Annotated in this window: 12 protein-coding genes and 1 pseudogene; 7 read left to right on the top strand and 6 right to left on the bottom strand. The window is 69.7% G+C overall.

Features of this window, described 5'->3' with window-relative positions; genetic code table 11:
• Positions 1-32: 32 nt before the first annotated feature.
• A pseudogene (locus L1Z78_RS11530) lies at positions 33-236 on the top strand (agmatine deiminase family protein); the annotation flags it as partial.
• Positions 237-305: 69 nt separating this feature from the next.
• Here L1Z78_RS11530 and L1Z78_RS11525 read toward each other — a convergent pair.
• From L1Z78_RS11525 to L1Z78_RS11500, 6 genes are all read right to left on the bottom strand, one after another.
• Positions 306-623 carry a DUF3325 domain-containing protein gene (locus L1Z78_RS11525; RefSeq protein WP_234641622.1) on the bottom strand — a complete coding sequence of 106 codons (318 nt, stop codon included), beginning with the start codon at positions 621-623 and terminating at the stop codon, positions 306-308.
• On the bottom strand, positions 616-2,289 hold the full coding sequence (locus L1Z78_RS11520) for a PepSY-associated TM helix domain-containing protein (protein ID WP_234641621.1): 1,674 nt from the start codon (positions 2,287-2,289) through the stop codon (positions 616-618). Before L1Z78_RS11520 ends, L1Z78_RS11525 begins: the two co-directional genes overlap by 8 nt.
• Before the next feature lie 16 nt (positions 2,290-2,305).
• Positions 2,306-2,584 (bottom strand): iron uptake protein, encoded by a 279-nt coding sequence (locus L1Z78_RS11515; RefSeq protein ID WP_234641620.1) that lies wholly within the window; start codon positions 2,582-2,584, stop codon positions 2,306-2,308.
• Between the two features lie 111 nt (positions 2,585-2,695).
• The gene (locus L1Z78_RS11510; RefSeq protein ID WP_234641619.1) at positions 2,696-4,408 is read right to left on the bottom strand and encodes an FMN-binding glutamate synthase family protein; all 1,713 of its coding nucleotides are present in this window, start codon (positions 4,406-4,408) and stop codon (positions 2,696-2,698) included.
• A gap of 85 nt (positions 4,409-4,493) precedes the next feature.
• Positions 4,494-6,011, bottom strand: coding sequence for a sensor histidine kinase (locus L1Z78_RS11505; protein ID WP_234641618.1), 1,518 nt, complete (start codon positions 6,009-6,011; stop codon positions 4,494-4,496).
• Positions 6,008-6,724: a response regulator transcription factor gene (locus L1Z78_RS11500; protein WP_234641617.1), complete on the bottom strand. Its 717-nt coding sequence runs from the start codon at positions 6,722-6,724 to the stop codon at positions 6,008-6,010. The genes L1Z78_RS11505 and L1Z78_RS11500 overlap by 4 nt, the downstream gene beginning before the upstream one ends.
• Positions 6,725-6,897: 173 nt before the next feature.
• Here L1Z78_RS11500 and msrB point away from each other — a divergent pair, with 173 nt between their 5' ends.
• From msrB to L1Z78_RS11470, 6 genes are all read left to right on the top strand, one after another.
• Positions 6,898-7,398: a peptide-methionine (R)-S-oxide reductase MsrB gene (gene msrB, locus L1Z78_RS11495; RefSeq protein ID WP_234641616.1), complete on the top strand. Its 501-nt coding sequence runs from the start codon at positions 6,898-6,900 to the stop codon at positions 7,396-7,398.
• 16 nt (positions 7,399-7,414) lie between these two features.
• Complete coding sequence (locus tag L1Z78_RS11490; RefSeq protein ID WP_234641615.1) at positions 7,415-9,253, top strand: cytochrome c biogenesis protein DipZ; 1,839 nt, start codon at positions 7,415-7,417, stop codon at positions 9,251-9,253.
• A 27-nt stretch (positions 9,254-9,280) separates the two neighbouring features.
• Complete coding sequence (msrA, locus tag L1Z78_RS11485) at positions 9,281-10,018, top strand: peptide-methionine (S)-S-oxide reductase MsrA (RefSeq protein WP_234641614.1); 738 nt, start codon at positions 9,281-9,283, stop codon at positions 10,016-10,018.
• Between the two features lie 66 nt (positions 10,019-10,084).
• The gene (locus L1Z78_RS11480) at positions 10,085-10,969 is read left to right on the top strand and encodes an AraC family transcriptional regulator (RefSeq protein WP_234641613.1); all 885 of its coding nucleotides are present in this window, start codon (positions 10,085-10,087) and stop codon (positions 10,967-10,969) included.
• A 47-nt stretch (positions 10,970-11,016) separates the two neighbouring features.
• Positions 11,017-11,697 (top strand): B3/4 domain-containing protein, encoded by a 681-nt coding sequence (locus L1Z78_RS11475; protein WP_234641612.1) that lies wholly within the window; start codon positions 11,017-11,019, stop codon positions 11,695-11,697.
• Between the two features lie 358 nt (positions 11,698-12,055).
• Positions 12,056-14,227, top strand: a complete 2,172-nt coding sequence (locus L1Z78_RS11470) for a TonB-dependent siderophore receptor (protein WP_234641611.1) — start codon at positions 12,056-12,058, stop codon at positions 14,225-14,227.
• Positions 14,228-14,254 lie beyond the last annotated feature (27 nt).

Below are 14,254 nucleotides of genomic sequence, written 5' to 3'. Positions count from 1 at the left end.
AGAAAGTAACCAGATGTTGCAAAACCTCTGACGAGTTCGCAGCCGGCTACATCAACTTCCACGTCTGCAACGGCGCCGTGATCGCGCCCCAGTTCGGCGACGCACGCGCCGACGGCAACGCCCGCTCCCTGCTGCGCGAGCTGTTTCCCCGACGCGAGATCGTGCAGTTGGACATCGACGCGATTGCCGCCGGGGGCGGCGGCATCCACTGCACCACGCAGCAGCCGCCGCGTTGAGGCAAGGACACCGTGGCGCAGCCAGGCTGGGGCACGGCGCCTGCAGATGGGGCCTGGTGTGGCGTCCGGTCAGGCCGGCAGCCAGCGCAGCCACTGCGGTCGCCAGGTCAGCGTGAAGGCAATCGCAAGCGCCGCGCCGGCCAGGGCCATCACCCAGACCAGGGAGGCCATGGACGCATGGTCCACCGCCAGGCACAGGCCCAGCGAGGTCGCCAGACCCAAGGCGCCCAGCCAGCGCAGCAGCGCCACCTTGCCGGGGGTCTGCGGCCTGTCGCCATGCACCTGCTCCCAGTGCACGTCCTTGGCCAGCGCGAACCAGCCCATGCCGGCGATGGCGGCGGCCAGGGCCGCCAGCAACAGCAATGCGTCGAGTTGTCCGTCAGACATGGACCACCTCCACGGTGCGTGCAGGCGCGGCGGCGCCGGTGCGGTGCCTGAGCCTGCGCGCAACCACCACGGCCAGCGCGGCGCTGGCCAGCATGAACAGATCCACGCCGGCCACGGGCCAGTAGCCCGCGCCCAGGGTCTTGAGAAGGTGGTCGCCCGTGGTCAGCCAGTTCAGCAACACGGCGGTCACGGCCATGGCGGCCACGGCCCAGCATTGCTCGCGCCATGCCGGGTTGGGCAGACCCCGGGCCACGGGCCCGCTGCGCAGGAAGGCATGGGCCATGGCCAGCACCCAGGTCGCCCAGAAGATGTAGCGCTCCATGTCGCCCCTGCCTGGCCAGCCCTGGGGCAGGGCCTCGGGCAGCAGGCGGTTGGCGATCAGCATGCCCAGGGCGGCCACCAGCATGCCGGTGACCGTGGTCACGGCCATGGCGTCGACCACGCGGGCCCCCTGCACGCCTTGCCTGGCGTGCTGCTTCTTGCGCTTTTCCACGAAGAAGATGAAGCCCGTGGCGATGCACACGCAACCGGCCAGGCCGCCCAGCACATACAGCCAGCGCAGCAGCCAGTGGCGGAAATGCTGCAGGTGCAGGCCCGTGAGGAAGGTGTTGAGGCTGTCCACGGCCGTGCGCGGCGGGTCTTCGCGCAACAGCTCGCCGGTGCCGGCCTTGAAGTGGATGCCCTCGCCCGTGAGCGCGATGCGGTCCGTGCCGGCGCGATAGACGCTGACGTAGCCATTGGCATCGCCCACATGGGTCACCGACAGAAAGCCCACGTCGCCGGCCATGCCCCTGGCGGCCCAGCGACGCTGCGCCTCGGCCACCATGGCGTCCACCGAGGCCACGGGCACGGCCACGCCCGCGCGCTCGTGCGGCAGGCCGGTTTCCTCGGCCTCCATCTTCTCGTGCAGCTCGTGCAGCGGCTCCAGCTGGGTGTGGGTGATGGGAAAGTAGATGCCCGCAAAGATCACCAGCCCCGTGAAGGCGAAGAAGAAGTGGAACGGCAGGGCCACCACGCCCGTGAGGTTGTGCAGGTCCAGCACGCTGCGCTGCGTGGCCTTTTTCGGGCGGAAGGTGAACAGCTCGCGGAAGATCTTGCGGTGCATGACCACGCCACTGACCAGCGCGGCCAGCATGATCAGCGCGGCAAAGCCCACGATCCAGTAGCCGATGCCGGCCCAGTAGAAGGTCAGGCTGTAGTGCAGCGGATAAAAGAACTGGCTTCCGATCTTCAGGTGGTCGTCGGGCAGGGATTCGCCGCTGCGCGGGTCGATGGTGCGCGTGGCCCAGATCAGGGTCTCGGGCTTCCTGGCGCCAGGCACCTCGTAGCCCGCGAACAGGCCCAGCACCGGATCGCGGTGGGTGGTATAGGCGCCCCAGCGCTGGGGCGTGTCGAAGCGCTCGGGCAGCGGGCCGTTGACCTCGCCGCGCATGGCCTCGCGCGCCTGGGCGCTGGGCTGCATGGACTCGAAGACCGGCTTGAGGATCTGGTCGTAAGAAGGCATGGGCGTGGGCTCGAAGCGCGAGGCGGGAATGGCCCAGCGGTCGATTTCGCGGTCGAACACCGACAGCGCGCCGAAGAAGAACACGACCATCAGCACGAAGCCGAGCACCAGGCCGAACCAGGTGTGCAGCCAGGCCATGGAGAGGCGGAAATTCTGGAACATGGAAGGTTCTCCGGGTTCAGGGCAGCAGCATCTGCTGGAGCAGCGACGCACAGCCGGTCATGGCGATACCGCCGCCAGCCAGCACGGCCCAGACGCGCGGCAGGCTCCGCGCCGCGAAGGCCCAGAGGAACACGGCCAGAAAGACCAGGAAGCCGAGGATGTAGCCCAGATGCTCGGCATCATGGAACTCCATTCCGGCGGCGAACATCAGCGCCACGCCCAGGGCGATGAAGCCCCAGGTGAAGGCATAGCCGCCGAAGACGGCAGTCGCAATGCGAACCAAAATAGTTTTCATTTACTGTCGGGCCGGGAACCCCGGGAGCTGGATCTGTCGGCCGGCATTATCCCCGAGTGCGGGCGGAACCTCCAATTCCCCGCGGGGGCCGCCGCCCCGCGTCGCTCCGCCCTATGCCGCCTGCGTTGCTGCCTGCGCCTTGGGCGCCGACGGCTTGAGCGTGGGCGGCACGAACTGGAAGCTGTGGGCGCTGGCGCCCGGCCAGTAGAGCTGGAACACCTTGTGCTGCGCGTCCAGCGGCCCCAGCAGCGCGCCGGGCTCCACGCGCATCACGAGGTTGGCGAGCTGGCGCACCTCGGTGTCGGAGATGCGCCGCACGATGTGGTGGGCCGTGATGTCGCAGGGGTGCGAAAGGCCCGCGGCCTGCACCAGCTCGAGCAGCGCATGCAGCGTCTTGTCGTGGAAGTTGGCCACGCGCGTGGCCTTGTCCGGCACGACCAGGGCCTTCTGGCGCGCTGCGTCCTGCGTGGCCACGCCCGTGGGGCAATGGCCGGTATGGCAGTTCTGCGCCTGGATGCAGCCCAGGGCCATCATGAAGCCGCGCCCGGCGTTGCACCAGTCGGCGCCCAGGGCCATCATGCGCGCGATGTCGAAGGCGGTGATCACCTTGCCCGCCGCGCCGATGCGGATGCGGTGGCGCAGGCCCGTGCCGATCAGCGTGTTGTGCACCAGCAGCAGGCCCTCCTGCAGCGGCACGCCCACATGGTCGGTGAACTCCACGGGCGCGGCCCCCGTGCCGCCTTCGGCGCCGTCGACCACGATGAAGTCCGGCGTGATGCCGGTCTCCTGCATGGCCTTGACGATGGCGAACCATTCCCAGGGGTGGCCCACGCAGAACTTGAATCCCGTGGGCTTGCCGCCGGACTTTTCCCGCAGCCGGGCGATGAAACGCATCATCTCCACGGGGGTCCTGAAGGCGCTGTGGCTGGAAGGACTGATGCAGTCCACGCCCACGGGCACGCCACGCGCGGCCGCGATCTCGGGCGTGACCTTGGCCCCCAGCAGCATGCCGCCATGGCCGGGCTTGGCGCCCTGGCTGAGCTTGAGCTCGATCATCTTGACCTGGGGATCGGTGGCATTGGCGATGAATTTTTCCTCGCTGAACGTGCCGTCGTCATTGCGGCAGCCGAAGTAGCCCGAGGCCACCTCCCAGATCAGGTCTCCGCCATGCACGCGGTGGTGCTGGCTGATGGAGCCCTCGCCCGTGTCGTGCGCGAAGCCGCCCATCTTCGCGCCCTTGTTCAGCGCCAGGATGGCATTGGCCGACAGCGCGCCGAAGCTCATGGCCGAGATGTTGAAGATGCTGGCGCTGTAGGGCTGGGTGCAGGGCGAGGCACCTTCGCCGGTGCAGCCGATGCTGATGCGGAAGTCATGCGAGGCCAGCTTCGTCGGCTGCATGGAGTGGTTGACCCACTCGTAGCCCTGGGCCGTGACATTGAGCTGGGTGCCCAGCGGCCGGCTGTCCGGGTCGCCCTTGGCGCGCTGGTAGACCAGGGAACGCTGGGCACGCGAGAAGGGCAGCGCCTCGTGGTCGGATTCGATGAAGTACTGGCGCATCTCGGGCCGGATGAACTCCAGCAGGAAACGCAGGTGGCCGATGATGGGGTAGTTGCGCAGCACCGAATGGCGCACCTGGAGCATGTCACGCACGCCCACCAGTGCCAGCGCGGCGCATACGCCAGAGCCCAGCCACCACCACAGGCCGCCCCAGGCCAGCGCCGCCCCGGCCAGGGCCATGGCGCCCAGCAGGCTCAGGCAGAAGGTGGTGTAACGCAGCGGCACCCAGGCGGGCAGACGGTGGACAGGCGAGGCAGACGTGGGCATGGCGTGGTCCTTGGAACAGGTTGACGTTCTTGTGCGTGCCGCGCCGTCGAGGGCGCGCTGCCGGCAAGGGTAACGCACCGTGCTGTCAAGGTTGGCGCGGCCGCACCGCCTGCGGCAGGGTGAACCGGAAACTCGCGCCCTGCCCCGCCAGATCCACCAGCGCGATGCGGCTGCCCTGCAACTCCAGCATGCGGTGCACGATGCGCAGGCCCAGTCCCCCGCCCCGGCGCGCGCCGCCCACGGTGAAGGGCCTCTGGAACAGGCCCTCGCGCAGCTCGGCGGCGATGCCGGGGCCGGTATCGGAGACAGTGACCTGCACGCCCAGCACGTCCGGTCCATGCGGCGCGGGTGCCGGCTCCAGCGTGATGCGCACGGTGCCGCCCTCGGGCGTGTGGCGCAGCGCGTTGTCCAGCAGGTTGCCGAGCACGCGCTCGATCATGCCCAGGTCGGCCATGACGGCGGGCAGGCGGGGCGGGAAGTCGGCCTGCAGCGCCACCTGGCGCGCCTGGGCGCGCAGCTCGAATTTCTGGAACAGGTCCTGCACCAGGTCGGGCATGGAAAACAGTTCGGGCTCGGGCTGCACGAAGCCGTATTCCAGGCGCGCCAGCTCGAACAGGCTTTGCGCCAGCTCTCCCACCTTGCGGCTCTGGTCGATGGCGATGCCCAGGTAGCGCCGACGCTCGGCAGCGTCGAGCTGCGCGTCCTTGAGCAGCAGCGTCTCCAGGTAGCCATGCAGCGAGGACAGCGGCGTGCGCAGGTCGTGCGAGACATTGGCGATCAGTTCGCGCCGCTCCTGGTCCTGGCGCGTCAGCGCCTTCCACTGCTCGCCCATGCGCGCCACCATCTGGCGGTAGGCACGGCGCAGCACGGCGATCTCGTCGCGGCTGTCGCCGCCCTCGTCCGGCGGCTGGGGCGGCAGCTCGGGCGGCGCGCCATGGATGTCGAAGCGCGCCACCTCGTCGGTGAGCCGACGCAGCGGCCGCGTGATCAGCCTGAAAGCCACCAGGCCCGCAGCCAGGCACAGCAGGGCCACCATGGCGATGGACCACAGCGCCGTGCGCAGCACGGTCCCGGCCGAGCCCTGGGCCACGAGCTGGTCGTGCGCCTCGCCCTGCAGCACCACGTAGATGAAGCCCACGTCCCTGCCATGCACGCGCAGCGGCGCCGCGCTGAAGACCTTGCGCCCTTCGGCGCTGCGCGGGTCGTCGCCCAGGATGGGCAGCGCAGCGCCTTCGAGCAGGCGATGCACGGGCGCCAGGTCCACGCGCTCGCGGCGCAGCCGCCCCTCGGGCGCCGCATGGCCGGCGATGCGGCCGTCGGCGTCCAGCAGGTAGACCTCCACGCTGGGATTGACCAGCATCAGCTGGTTGAAGAAGCCGCGCACGGCGCCGGGCATGAGGCCGTTGGCGTCGGTCAGCTGGGCGTCGCGCGCGATGCTTTCGGCCACGTCGCGCGACAGGCCCTGCACCACTTCCAGCTCGTGCATGCGGCTGGCGCGCAGTTGCATCCAGGCCGAGGTGCCGCTGCACACCAGCAGCAGCAAGGCGAAGACCAGGGACAGGCGCTGGGTCAGGGTCAGGCGCAAGGCTGGGCGCAGCGTCATGCCCCCTCCCCGGCCTCGGCGAACTTGTAGCCCCGGCCCCAGACGGTGAGGATGCGCGCGGGCTGGGCCGGGTCGGCCTCGATCTTGGCGCGCAGGCGGTTGATGTGGGTGTTGACCGTGTGCTCGTAGCCCTCGTGCTGGTAGCCCCAGACGGCGTTGAGCAGGTCCATGCGCGAGAACACCTTGCCGGGCTGGCGCGCGAAGAAGTACAGCAGGTCGAACTCGCGCGGCGTCAGGTCCAGCCGGGCGCCGCCGAGCCGCGCATCGCGGGCCACGGGGTCCATGGCCAGCCCGTCCACGGACAGGCTGCCTGCCTCCAGGCGCGCGTTCTGGGCCAGGGCATCGACGCGGCGCAGCAGCGCCTTGACGCGCGCCACCAGCTCCAGCACCGAGAACGGCTTGGCCAGGTAGTCATCCGCGCCGATCTCCAGGCCCAGGATGCGGTGCACCTCGCTGGAGCGCGCGCTGATGATGATGATGGGCGTGTAGCGCGCCATGGCGCGGGCACGGCGGCAGATCTCCAGCCCGTCCACGCCCGGGAGCATGATGTCCAGCACCAACGCATCCCAACCACCGCGCTCGAGCTGGCGCAGGCCGTCGTCGCCACGCGCGCAGTGCACGACCTCCAGCCCCTCGTCACGTAGGTGCAGGGTGAGCAGGTCGGCGATGTGGGCGTCGTCCTCGACGACAAGAACGCGGCGCGGGGCGGACATCGGTGGTCAATCCTCGGGGGGTATGGGTGACAGTGGGCTGGCGGCCTCCATTGTGCGCAATCGCAGGACCGCCAGTTATCACGAATTTTTGAAGTTTGCGTGAGGACTTGGACAGGTCGGCTGCCTAAGCTGACCCCATCCGAATCCCATTTCCCCCAAAAGAGGCACGCACCATGAACACCAGACGCCATCTCCTGTGGACCGCGGGCGCCGGCACCGCCGCCGTGCTGGCGGCCGGCCTGTTCCCGCGCCGCGCGCCGGCCGCCGCATCCAGCGAGATCTTCGAGGTCAACCACAGCGACGCCGAGTGGCGCGCCCGCCTCACGCCCGAGCAGTACAACGTGCTGCGCCGCGAAGCCACCGAGCGCGCCGGCAGCAGCCCGCTGAACAGGGAGCACCGCGCGGGCACCTTCTCCTGCGCGGGCTGCGGCCTGGCGCTGTTTTCCTCCAAGACCAAGTTCGACAGCGGCACGGGCTGGCCCAGCTTCTGGCAGCCGCTGGACCAGGCCGTGGCAACGCGCCAGGACCGCAGCTACGGCATGGTCCGCACCGAGGCGCACTGCCGCCGCTGCGGCGGCCACCTGGGCCATGTCTTCAACGACGGCCCGCCGCCCACGGGCCTGCGCTACTGCATGAACGGCCTGTCGCTGACGTTCACGCCCCAGCCGGCCTGACCCGGGGAACCTCGCCATGCTGTTGATCGCTCTTGCCTACCTGGGCGGTGTGCTGACCATCCTCAGCCCCTGCATCCTGCTGGTGCTGCCCTTCGTCTTCGCGCGCGCCGACCAGCCCTTCGCCAAAAGCGGCCTTCCGCTGCTGGCCGGCATGGCGCTGACCTTCGCCCTGGTGGCCTCGCTGGCCGCCGTGGGCGGCGGCTGGGTGGTGGCCGCCAATGAATACGGGCGCTGGCTGGCCCTGGCCCTGGTGGCCCTGTTCGCACTGACCCTGCTGTGGCCCGGCCTGTCCGAGCGGCTGACACGCCCCCTGGTGGCCGCCGGCTCGCGTCTTTCCGAGCGGGCCCAGGGCACGGGTGCGACGGACGGCGGCCCGCGCCCCGGCGCTTCGCTGCTGCTGGGCGTGGCCACGGGCCTGCTGTGGGCGCCCTGCGCAGGGCCCATCCTGGGCCTGATCCTCACGGGCGCGGCGCTGCAGGGGGCCAACGCGGGCTCCAGCCTGCTGCTGCTGGCCTATGCGGCGGGCGCGGCCACTTCCATGGCCGCGGCCCTGCTGCTGGGCGGCAAGGTGTTCACCACGCTCAAGCGCTCTCTGGGCGCGGGCGAATGGGTGCGGCGGGGGTTGGGTGCGGCCATGCTGGCCGGCGTGGGCGCGATCGCCCTGGGGCTGGACACGGGCGTGCTGGCCCGGCTGTCCACGGCCTCCACGGGAGGGCTGGAGCAGAAGCTGGTGGACCGCCTGGGCAGCAGGCCCGAGGGCGGCGCCATGGCCATGCAGGCCGGCCCCGCCATGATGGCCGCCGTGGACAACGGCCAGGGCCCGGGTCAGGCCATGATGGCCGCGGGCGGCGCCATGCGCATGGCCGCCGGCCCTGCCCAGGCCGCCTTGCCTGACGAAGGCCTGGCCCCTGCGCTGGACGGAGCCACCGACTGGCTCAACGGCGCCCCGCTGACGGCCGAACAACTGCGTGGCAAGGTGGTGCTGGTCGATTTCTGGACCTACTCCTGCATCAACTGCCTGCGCACCCTGCCCTACGTGAAGGCCTGGGCCGAGAAGTACCGGGACCAGGGCCTGGTGGTGGTAGGCGTGCATGCGCCCGAGTTCGCCTTCGAGCGCAAGCTGTCGAATGTGGAAAAGGCCGTCAAGGACCTGGGCATCCCCTATCCCGTGGCCGTGGACAACGGCTACAGGATCTGGCGCGCCTTCAACAACCAGTACTGGCCGGCGCACTACTTCATCGATGCCCGGGGGCGCATACGCCACCACCATTTCGGCGAAGGCGGCCATGCCGAGTCCGAGCGCGTCATCCAGCAGTTGCTGCGGGAAGCGGGCTCCAGGCAGGTGGACCAGGGTCTGATCGAGGTCCGCGCCCAGGGCGTGCAGCAGGCCGCCGACATGGCCTCGGTGCGCTCGCCCGAGACCTACCTGGGCTATGGGCGCGCCGAGCATTTCGCCTCCACGCCGGCCGCCGCACGCGACCAGACTGCCGCCTATGAGGTGCCCGATCGACTGGCGCTCAACGCCTGGGGCCTGGCGGGCCAATGGACGGTGGGCCCGGAAAGCGCCACGCTGGACCGCGCCACGGGCCGCATCAGCTACCGCTTCCAGGCCCGCGACCTGCACCTAGTGCTGGGCCCGGGGCCGCAGGGCAGGCCCGTGCGCTTCAGGGTGCTGATCGACGGCAAGGCGCCAGGCGCGTCCCGCGGCATGGATGTGGGAGCCGACGGCAGCGGCACCGTGACCGCGCAGCGCCTGTACCAGCTCATACGCCAGGACGGCGCCATCGCCGAGCGCACTTTCAGCATCGAGTTCCTGGACCCCGGCGTCTCGGCCTATGCCTTCACCTTCGGTTGACCCCACAAGCTGCACAGGAGAACCCTCATGAACACCCCATCCATCCCTCGCCGCCGCGGCCTTTTCCAGCTCCTAGCCGGCAGCGCCGTGCTGCTGGGCGGCGCTGCCCTGTGGCAGGGCAATAGGCTGCTGGCCGCCGAGCAGGCCGTGCGCATCCCCCCGCCCGCGCAGGACGCGCCGGCCAGCGGCCAGGGGCCGCGCAAGGCCATCTTCGCAGGCGGCTGCTTCTGGGGCGTGCAAGGCGTGTTCCAGCATGTCAAGGGTGTGCAGCGCGTGGTCTCGGGCTACAGCGGCGGCACGGCGGACCAGGCCTCGTATGCGGCCGTCAGCAGCGGGCGAACGGGCCATGCGGAGTCGGTGGAGATCACGTACGACCCTGCCCAGGTCAGCTACGGCCGGCTGCTGCAGATCTTCTTTTCCGTGGCGCACGACCCCACCCAGCTCAACCGACAGGGGCCGGACACGGGCACGCAGTACCGCTCGGCCATCTTCGCCAGCGATGCGGACCAGCTCAGGACCGCCCAGGCCTACGTGGCCCAGTTGGAAGCCGCCAAGGCCTTCGGCAAGCCCATCGTGACGCAACTGGAAGGCCGACCCAGCTTCTTCCCGGCCGAAACCTACCACCAGGACTTCATGACCGAGAACCCGCGCCATCCCTACATCGTCATCAACGACCTGCCCAAGGTGGAACAGCTCAGGCAATGGTTCCCCGACCAGTACCGTGCCGATCCTGTGCTGGTCAAGCAGGCAGCCATGCGCCGGTAGGGCTTGCGCCGCGCACCCTGGACCGTGTCCAATGGCGGTCCGAAACGACAATGGGGGTACGGGAACATGGTGGCAAGCAACCCGCAGCGCTTCACCTGGCTGCGCTGCCGTGCCGAGGGCGTCGAGGCCGTGGCGGCCGACACCGCGCGCAGCTTCGGCCGCCACACCCACGACCAGTACGGCATCGGCCTGATCGCGCGGGGCGCGCAGAGATCGGCCAGCGGGCGCGGCATCTGTGAGGCCGCGGCTGGCGATCTCATCATGGTCAACCCCGGCGAGGTGCATGACGGCATGCCGATAGGCGATGGCGGGCGGGCCTGGTGCATGCTCTACCTGGAGCCCTCGGTCATGGCAGGGCTGGCGACCGATCTGCACGACGGTCGGGACGCGCCCGCCTTCGAGTTCCACCATCCCATGCTGCGCGATCCGCTGCTGGCGACACGCTTCAGGACGCTTTTTCGGCGGATGACCAGCGCGGCCAGCACCGACGCGGCAGGGGACGGGCTGGGCATCGATGAAGCCCTGTTGCGGTTGCTGACCGGCATGCTGCGACGCCCTGCCCCCGCGCCCTGCGTGCCCCGGGCCATCGCCCTGGCGCGCGCCATGATCGACGACGACCCGGGCGCTCCCCTGACCCTGGCCGCCCTGGCCGGGGAAGCAGGACTGAGCCGCTACCAGTTCCTGCGCGCCTTCGCGCGCGCCACCGGCATGACGCCGCACGCCTACCTGGTCCAGCGGCGCCTGCACCATGTTCGCCGACTGATCGCCGCCGGCATGCCCCTGGCCGAGGCAGCGGCCGATGCAGGCTTCGCCGACCAGAGCCACATGACGCGCCTGTTTGTGCGCAGCTTCGGCATGGCGCCCGGGGCCTATGCGGCAGCCGCCGGCCCCCGCCTCGGTACGCCCTGCGCACGCGCTGCAATTTCCTTCAAGACCGCCGTGACCGCCTGAGCGAGCATGGGGAACAACTTCTTCCCTTGCGCTCATGAGGCCCGATCTTGCTGTTCTCCTACGCTTCCCCCATTTCCCGGGATTTCCCCGAACTCGCCACGCAGGTACTGCGCATCCAAGGCGTGACAACCCAGGCTTGCACGGCCGCCGCCGTGGATGACCTGGTGGAGCGGGCCAGGCAGCGCCTGGCATCGACCCCGGAAAGCGAGCTGCCCGAAATCCAGGCCTGGCGGCGTGCCTTCGCCAGGATGGGGCTCAGACCCACCCAGTACCGCTGTGCCTCCGAGGCCCTGCTGCGCCGGCTGCGCAAGGAAGGCGAGCTGCCCCGCCTGCATCCGCTGGTGGACCTGTGCAACGCCGCTTCGGTGGCCCATGCCATCCCCGTGGCCGTCATCGATCTGGGCCGCGTCCAGGGCTGCCTGCGGGTGGGCCCCGCGGCGGGCAACGAGCTGTATGAGACGTTCGCCGGCGAGACCGAGCACCCGCAGCCCGGCGAGATCATCTTCGTCGACGAGGCCGGCCGCGCGCATGCGCGGCGCTGGTGCAATCGCCAAAGCGGCCATTCGGCCGTGACGCAGCACACGGCCGATGCGCTCATCGTGGCCGAGGCCCTGCATGCCACGGCCGGCATGGACACCGGCTTGCTGATCGCAGGGATCGAGGCGGCGCTCTCGATCTCGTGGCCCCGGGCACAGGTGTCCAGGGTGGTCGTGCAGCGGTCATCCTGAGCGGACGATTCCCGGCCCGCCCCGGGTCCGGTTAGCACGGGGCCTGGCAGATCCGCAAACGCCGCTGCTGCCAGCGCGGTCTTGCATATTTCGCCCCCTCGCCTGTCCGATGCGAAGAGTCTTGCTATCAAAAACATACCAATCATGTTGCATGCCAACTACATAGGAATATAAAGATGAATCGTTCTCATTTGCAATCTAGAATCCGATCCCGCCGACCTGACCAACCCTTGCGCGCCCCGCTGACAACCCTGCGGCGCAGGAATGCGCCGGCATGGTCCAAGGCCATGCGCAGCCGCAGGCAGAACCGAAGAGCGCGCCCCACGCATCCCTTTCGCAGCTCCAGAGAACATTGCAGATGTCCATCCACAGACCCACCCGCACGGCACTGGCACAGGCCGCCCTGCTCACGCTGATCGGCGCCGCCCAGGCACAGGGCAGCCTCGCTGGCACAACCGACGCCACTGCCGAGGCCACGCTGGCCCCGGTCACCGTGAACGCCGCCACCGAGAACGAGAACCCCGCAGGGCCGGTGGTCGGCTTCACGGCCCGGCGCGCCATCTCCGCCACCAAGACCGACACCCCGCTGATCGAGACACCCCAGGCCATCAGCGTGGTCACGCGCGACCAGTTCGAGGCCCAGGGCGTGCAGACCCTGCGCCAGACCACGGCCTACAGCGCGGGCGTGGTCTCCAACTACTTCGACAGCCGGGTGGACAGCTTCTCGGCGCGCGGCGGCACCGTCAGCCAGTACCAGGACGGGCTGCTGCGCACCTATGGCACCTACAACACCAGCCGTCCCGACCCGTACACGCTGGAGCGCGTCGAATTCCTGCGCGGCCCCTCCTCCGTGCTCTACGGACAGGGCAGCGTGGGCGGCGTGCTCAACCTCACCAGCAAGCGCCCCCAGGCCGAGGCGCTGCGCGAAGTGCAGGTACAGGTGGGCAACTACGGACGCAAGCAGATCGCCACCGACCTGACCGGGCCGCTCACCGAAGACGGCCAGTGGCTGTACCGCCTGGTGGCCGTGGGCCGCGAAAGCGGCACCCAGGTGGACCATGTGAACGACGACCGCCTGGTGATCGCCCCCAGCCTGACCTGGAGGCCCAGCGCCGACACCTCGCTGACGCTGCAGGCGCTCTACCAGAAGGACAAGAGCGGCTCGCTGATCGGCTTTTTCCCCTGGCAGGGCACGCGCCTGCCCGGTCCCTACGGCCGGATTCCCACCAGCACCTTCATCGGCGAGCCCGGCTGGGACTCTTTCGACACCGAAAACAAGTCCTGGGGCTACCTCTTCAGCCACCGACTGAACGCCGACTGGACGCTGCGCCAGAACCTGCGCCGCACCATCAGCGACGTGGACTACCGCTCCATCTACAGCAGCTTCACGGCCATTCCGGGACAGGGCCGCCCCGCGCGCCCGGTCTTCAACCCGGACAATCGCACCATCTACCGCGATGCCTCCTGGCAGGTCAATGGCGGGCGCATGCTGCTGATCGACACCCAGCTCGAAGGCAGGCTGCGCTGGGGCAGTGCCGAGCACACCGTGCTGGCCGGCATGGACGCGCAGCGCAACAGCACCAGCCAGTCCACATGGCGCGCCCTGGCCTCGCCCATCGACGTCTACAACCCCGTCTACGGCAACTTCACGCCGCCCACGGCGTCGCAGCTGGTGCGCCAGCCCGACGTCTCGCAAAAGCAGCTGGGCTTCTACGCCCAGGACCAGATCAAGTGGGGCCGCTGGACCGCCACGCTGGGCCTGCGCCATGACAGCGCCCAGACCGACACGCAAGGCCGGCCCGCCGCCGCCGTGGACGAAAAAGCCTGGACCAAACGCGCCGGCGCCACCTACCAGATGGAGGGCGGCTGGGCGCCCTACCTGGGCTACTCCGAATCCTTCCAGCCGCTGGGCGGCGTGGACGTCTACGGCACGCCCTACAAGGCCCAGCGCGGTGAGCAGTGGGAAGCGGGCGTGAAATGGCAGCCGCCGGGCCAAGGCATCTCGGCCTTCGCGGCGGTCTACACGCTGCGCGAGAAGAACCGCAAGACCGCCGACCCCGCCAACCCGCTCAACAGCCTGCAGATCGGCGAAGTCAAGGTCAACGGCTTCGAGACCGAGCTGACCGCAAGCCTGGCCCGCCACTGGGACGCCACCCTGGCCTATGCCTACACCGATGCCGTCATCTCGCGAAGCAACGGCGGCGACCAGGGCCAGCGCGTGACCAGCGTGCCGCGCCACACGGCCTCGGCCTGGCTGACGCACCGCTTCGCCACCGAAGGCCGCGGCGGCTGGAGCGTGGGCGCAGGCGTGCGCTACACCGGCTCGCAGTGGACGGGCACCACCTTGGTGGACACCCCTTCTGCCACCCTGCTGGACGCCATGGTCTCCTATGACGCCGGCCCCTGGCGCCTGGCCTTCAACGTGGTCAACCTGACCGACAAGGTGCAGATCACCCAGTGCCTGGCGCGCGGCGACTGCTTCTACGGCCAGCGTCGCACCTTCGCACTGACGGGCACGCACCGGTTCTGAGCTGCCCGGACAGGGGCCACACCGGGG

Origin of the sequence: Delftia tsuruhatensis, assembly GCF_903815225.1 — a bacterium.
GTDB lineage: Bacteria > Pseudomonadota > Gammaproteobacteria > Burkholderiales > Burkholderiaceae_C > Comamonas > Comamonas tsuruhatensis_A.
This window is presented reverse-complemented; position numbering and strand designations above follow the sequence as displayed.

Excerpts from the sequence above, each read along its gene's own strand:
- L1Z78_RS11520 (WP_234641621.1), bottom strand. The coding sequence starts at position 2,289 with ATGTTCCAGAATTTCCGCCTCTCCATGGCCTGGCTGCACACCTGGTTC.
- L1Z78_RS11490 (WP_234641615.1), top strand. The coding sequence starts at position 7,415 with ATGCTGTTGATCGCTCTTGCCTACCTGGGCGGTGTGCTGACCATCCTC.
- L1Z78_RS11525 (WP_234641622.1), bottom strand. The coding sequence starts at position 623 with ATGTCTGACGGACAACTCGACGCATTGCTGTTGCTGGCGGCCCTGGCC.
- L1Z78_RS11480 (WP_234641613.1), top strand. The coding sequence starts at position 10,085 with ATGGTGGCAAGCAACCCGCAGCGCTTCACCTGGCTGCGCTGCCGTGCC.
- msrA (WP_234641614.1), top strand. The coding sequence starts at position 9,281 with ATGAACACCCCATCCATCCCTCGCCGCCGCGGCCTTTTCCAGCTCCTA.
- L1Z78_RS11470 (WP_234641611.1), top strand. The coding sequence starts at position 12,056 with ATGTCCATCCACAGACCCACCCGCACGGCACTGGCACAGGCCGCCCTG.
- L1Z78_RS11510 (WP_234641619.1), bottom strand. The coding sequence starts at position 4,408 with ATGCCCACGTCTGCCTCGCCTGTCCACCGTCTGCCCGCCTGGGTGCCG.
- L1Z78_RS11505 (WP_234641618.1), bottom strand. The coding sequence starts at position 6,011 with ATGACGCTGCGCCCAGCCTTGCGCCTGACCCTGACCCAGCGCCTGTCC.
- msrB (WP_234641616.1), top strand. The coding sequence starts at position 6,898 with ATGAACACCAGACGCCATCTCCTGTGGACCGCGGGCGCCGGCACCGCC.
- L1Z78_RS11500 (WP_234641617.1), bottom strand. The coding sequence starts at position 6,724 with ATGTCCGCCCCGCGCCGCGTTCTTGTCGTCGAGGACGACGCCCACATC.
- L1Z78_RS11515 (WP_234641620.1), bottom strand. The coding sequence starts at position 2,584 with ATGAAAACTATTTTGGTTCGCATTGCGACTGCCGTCTTCGGCGGCTAT.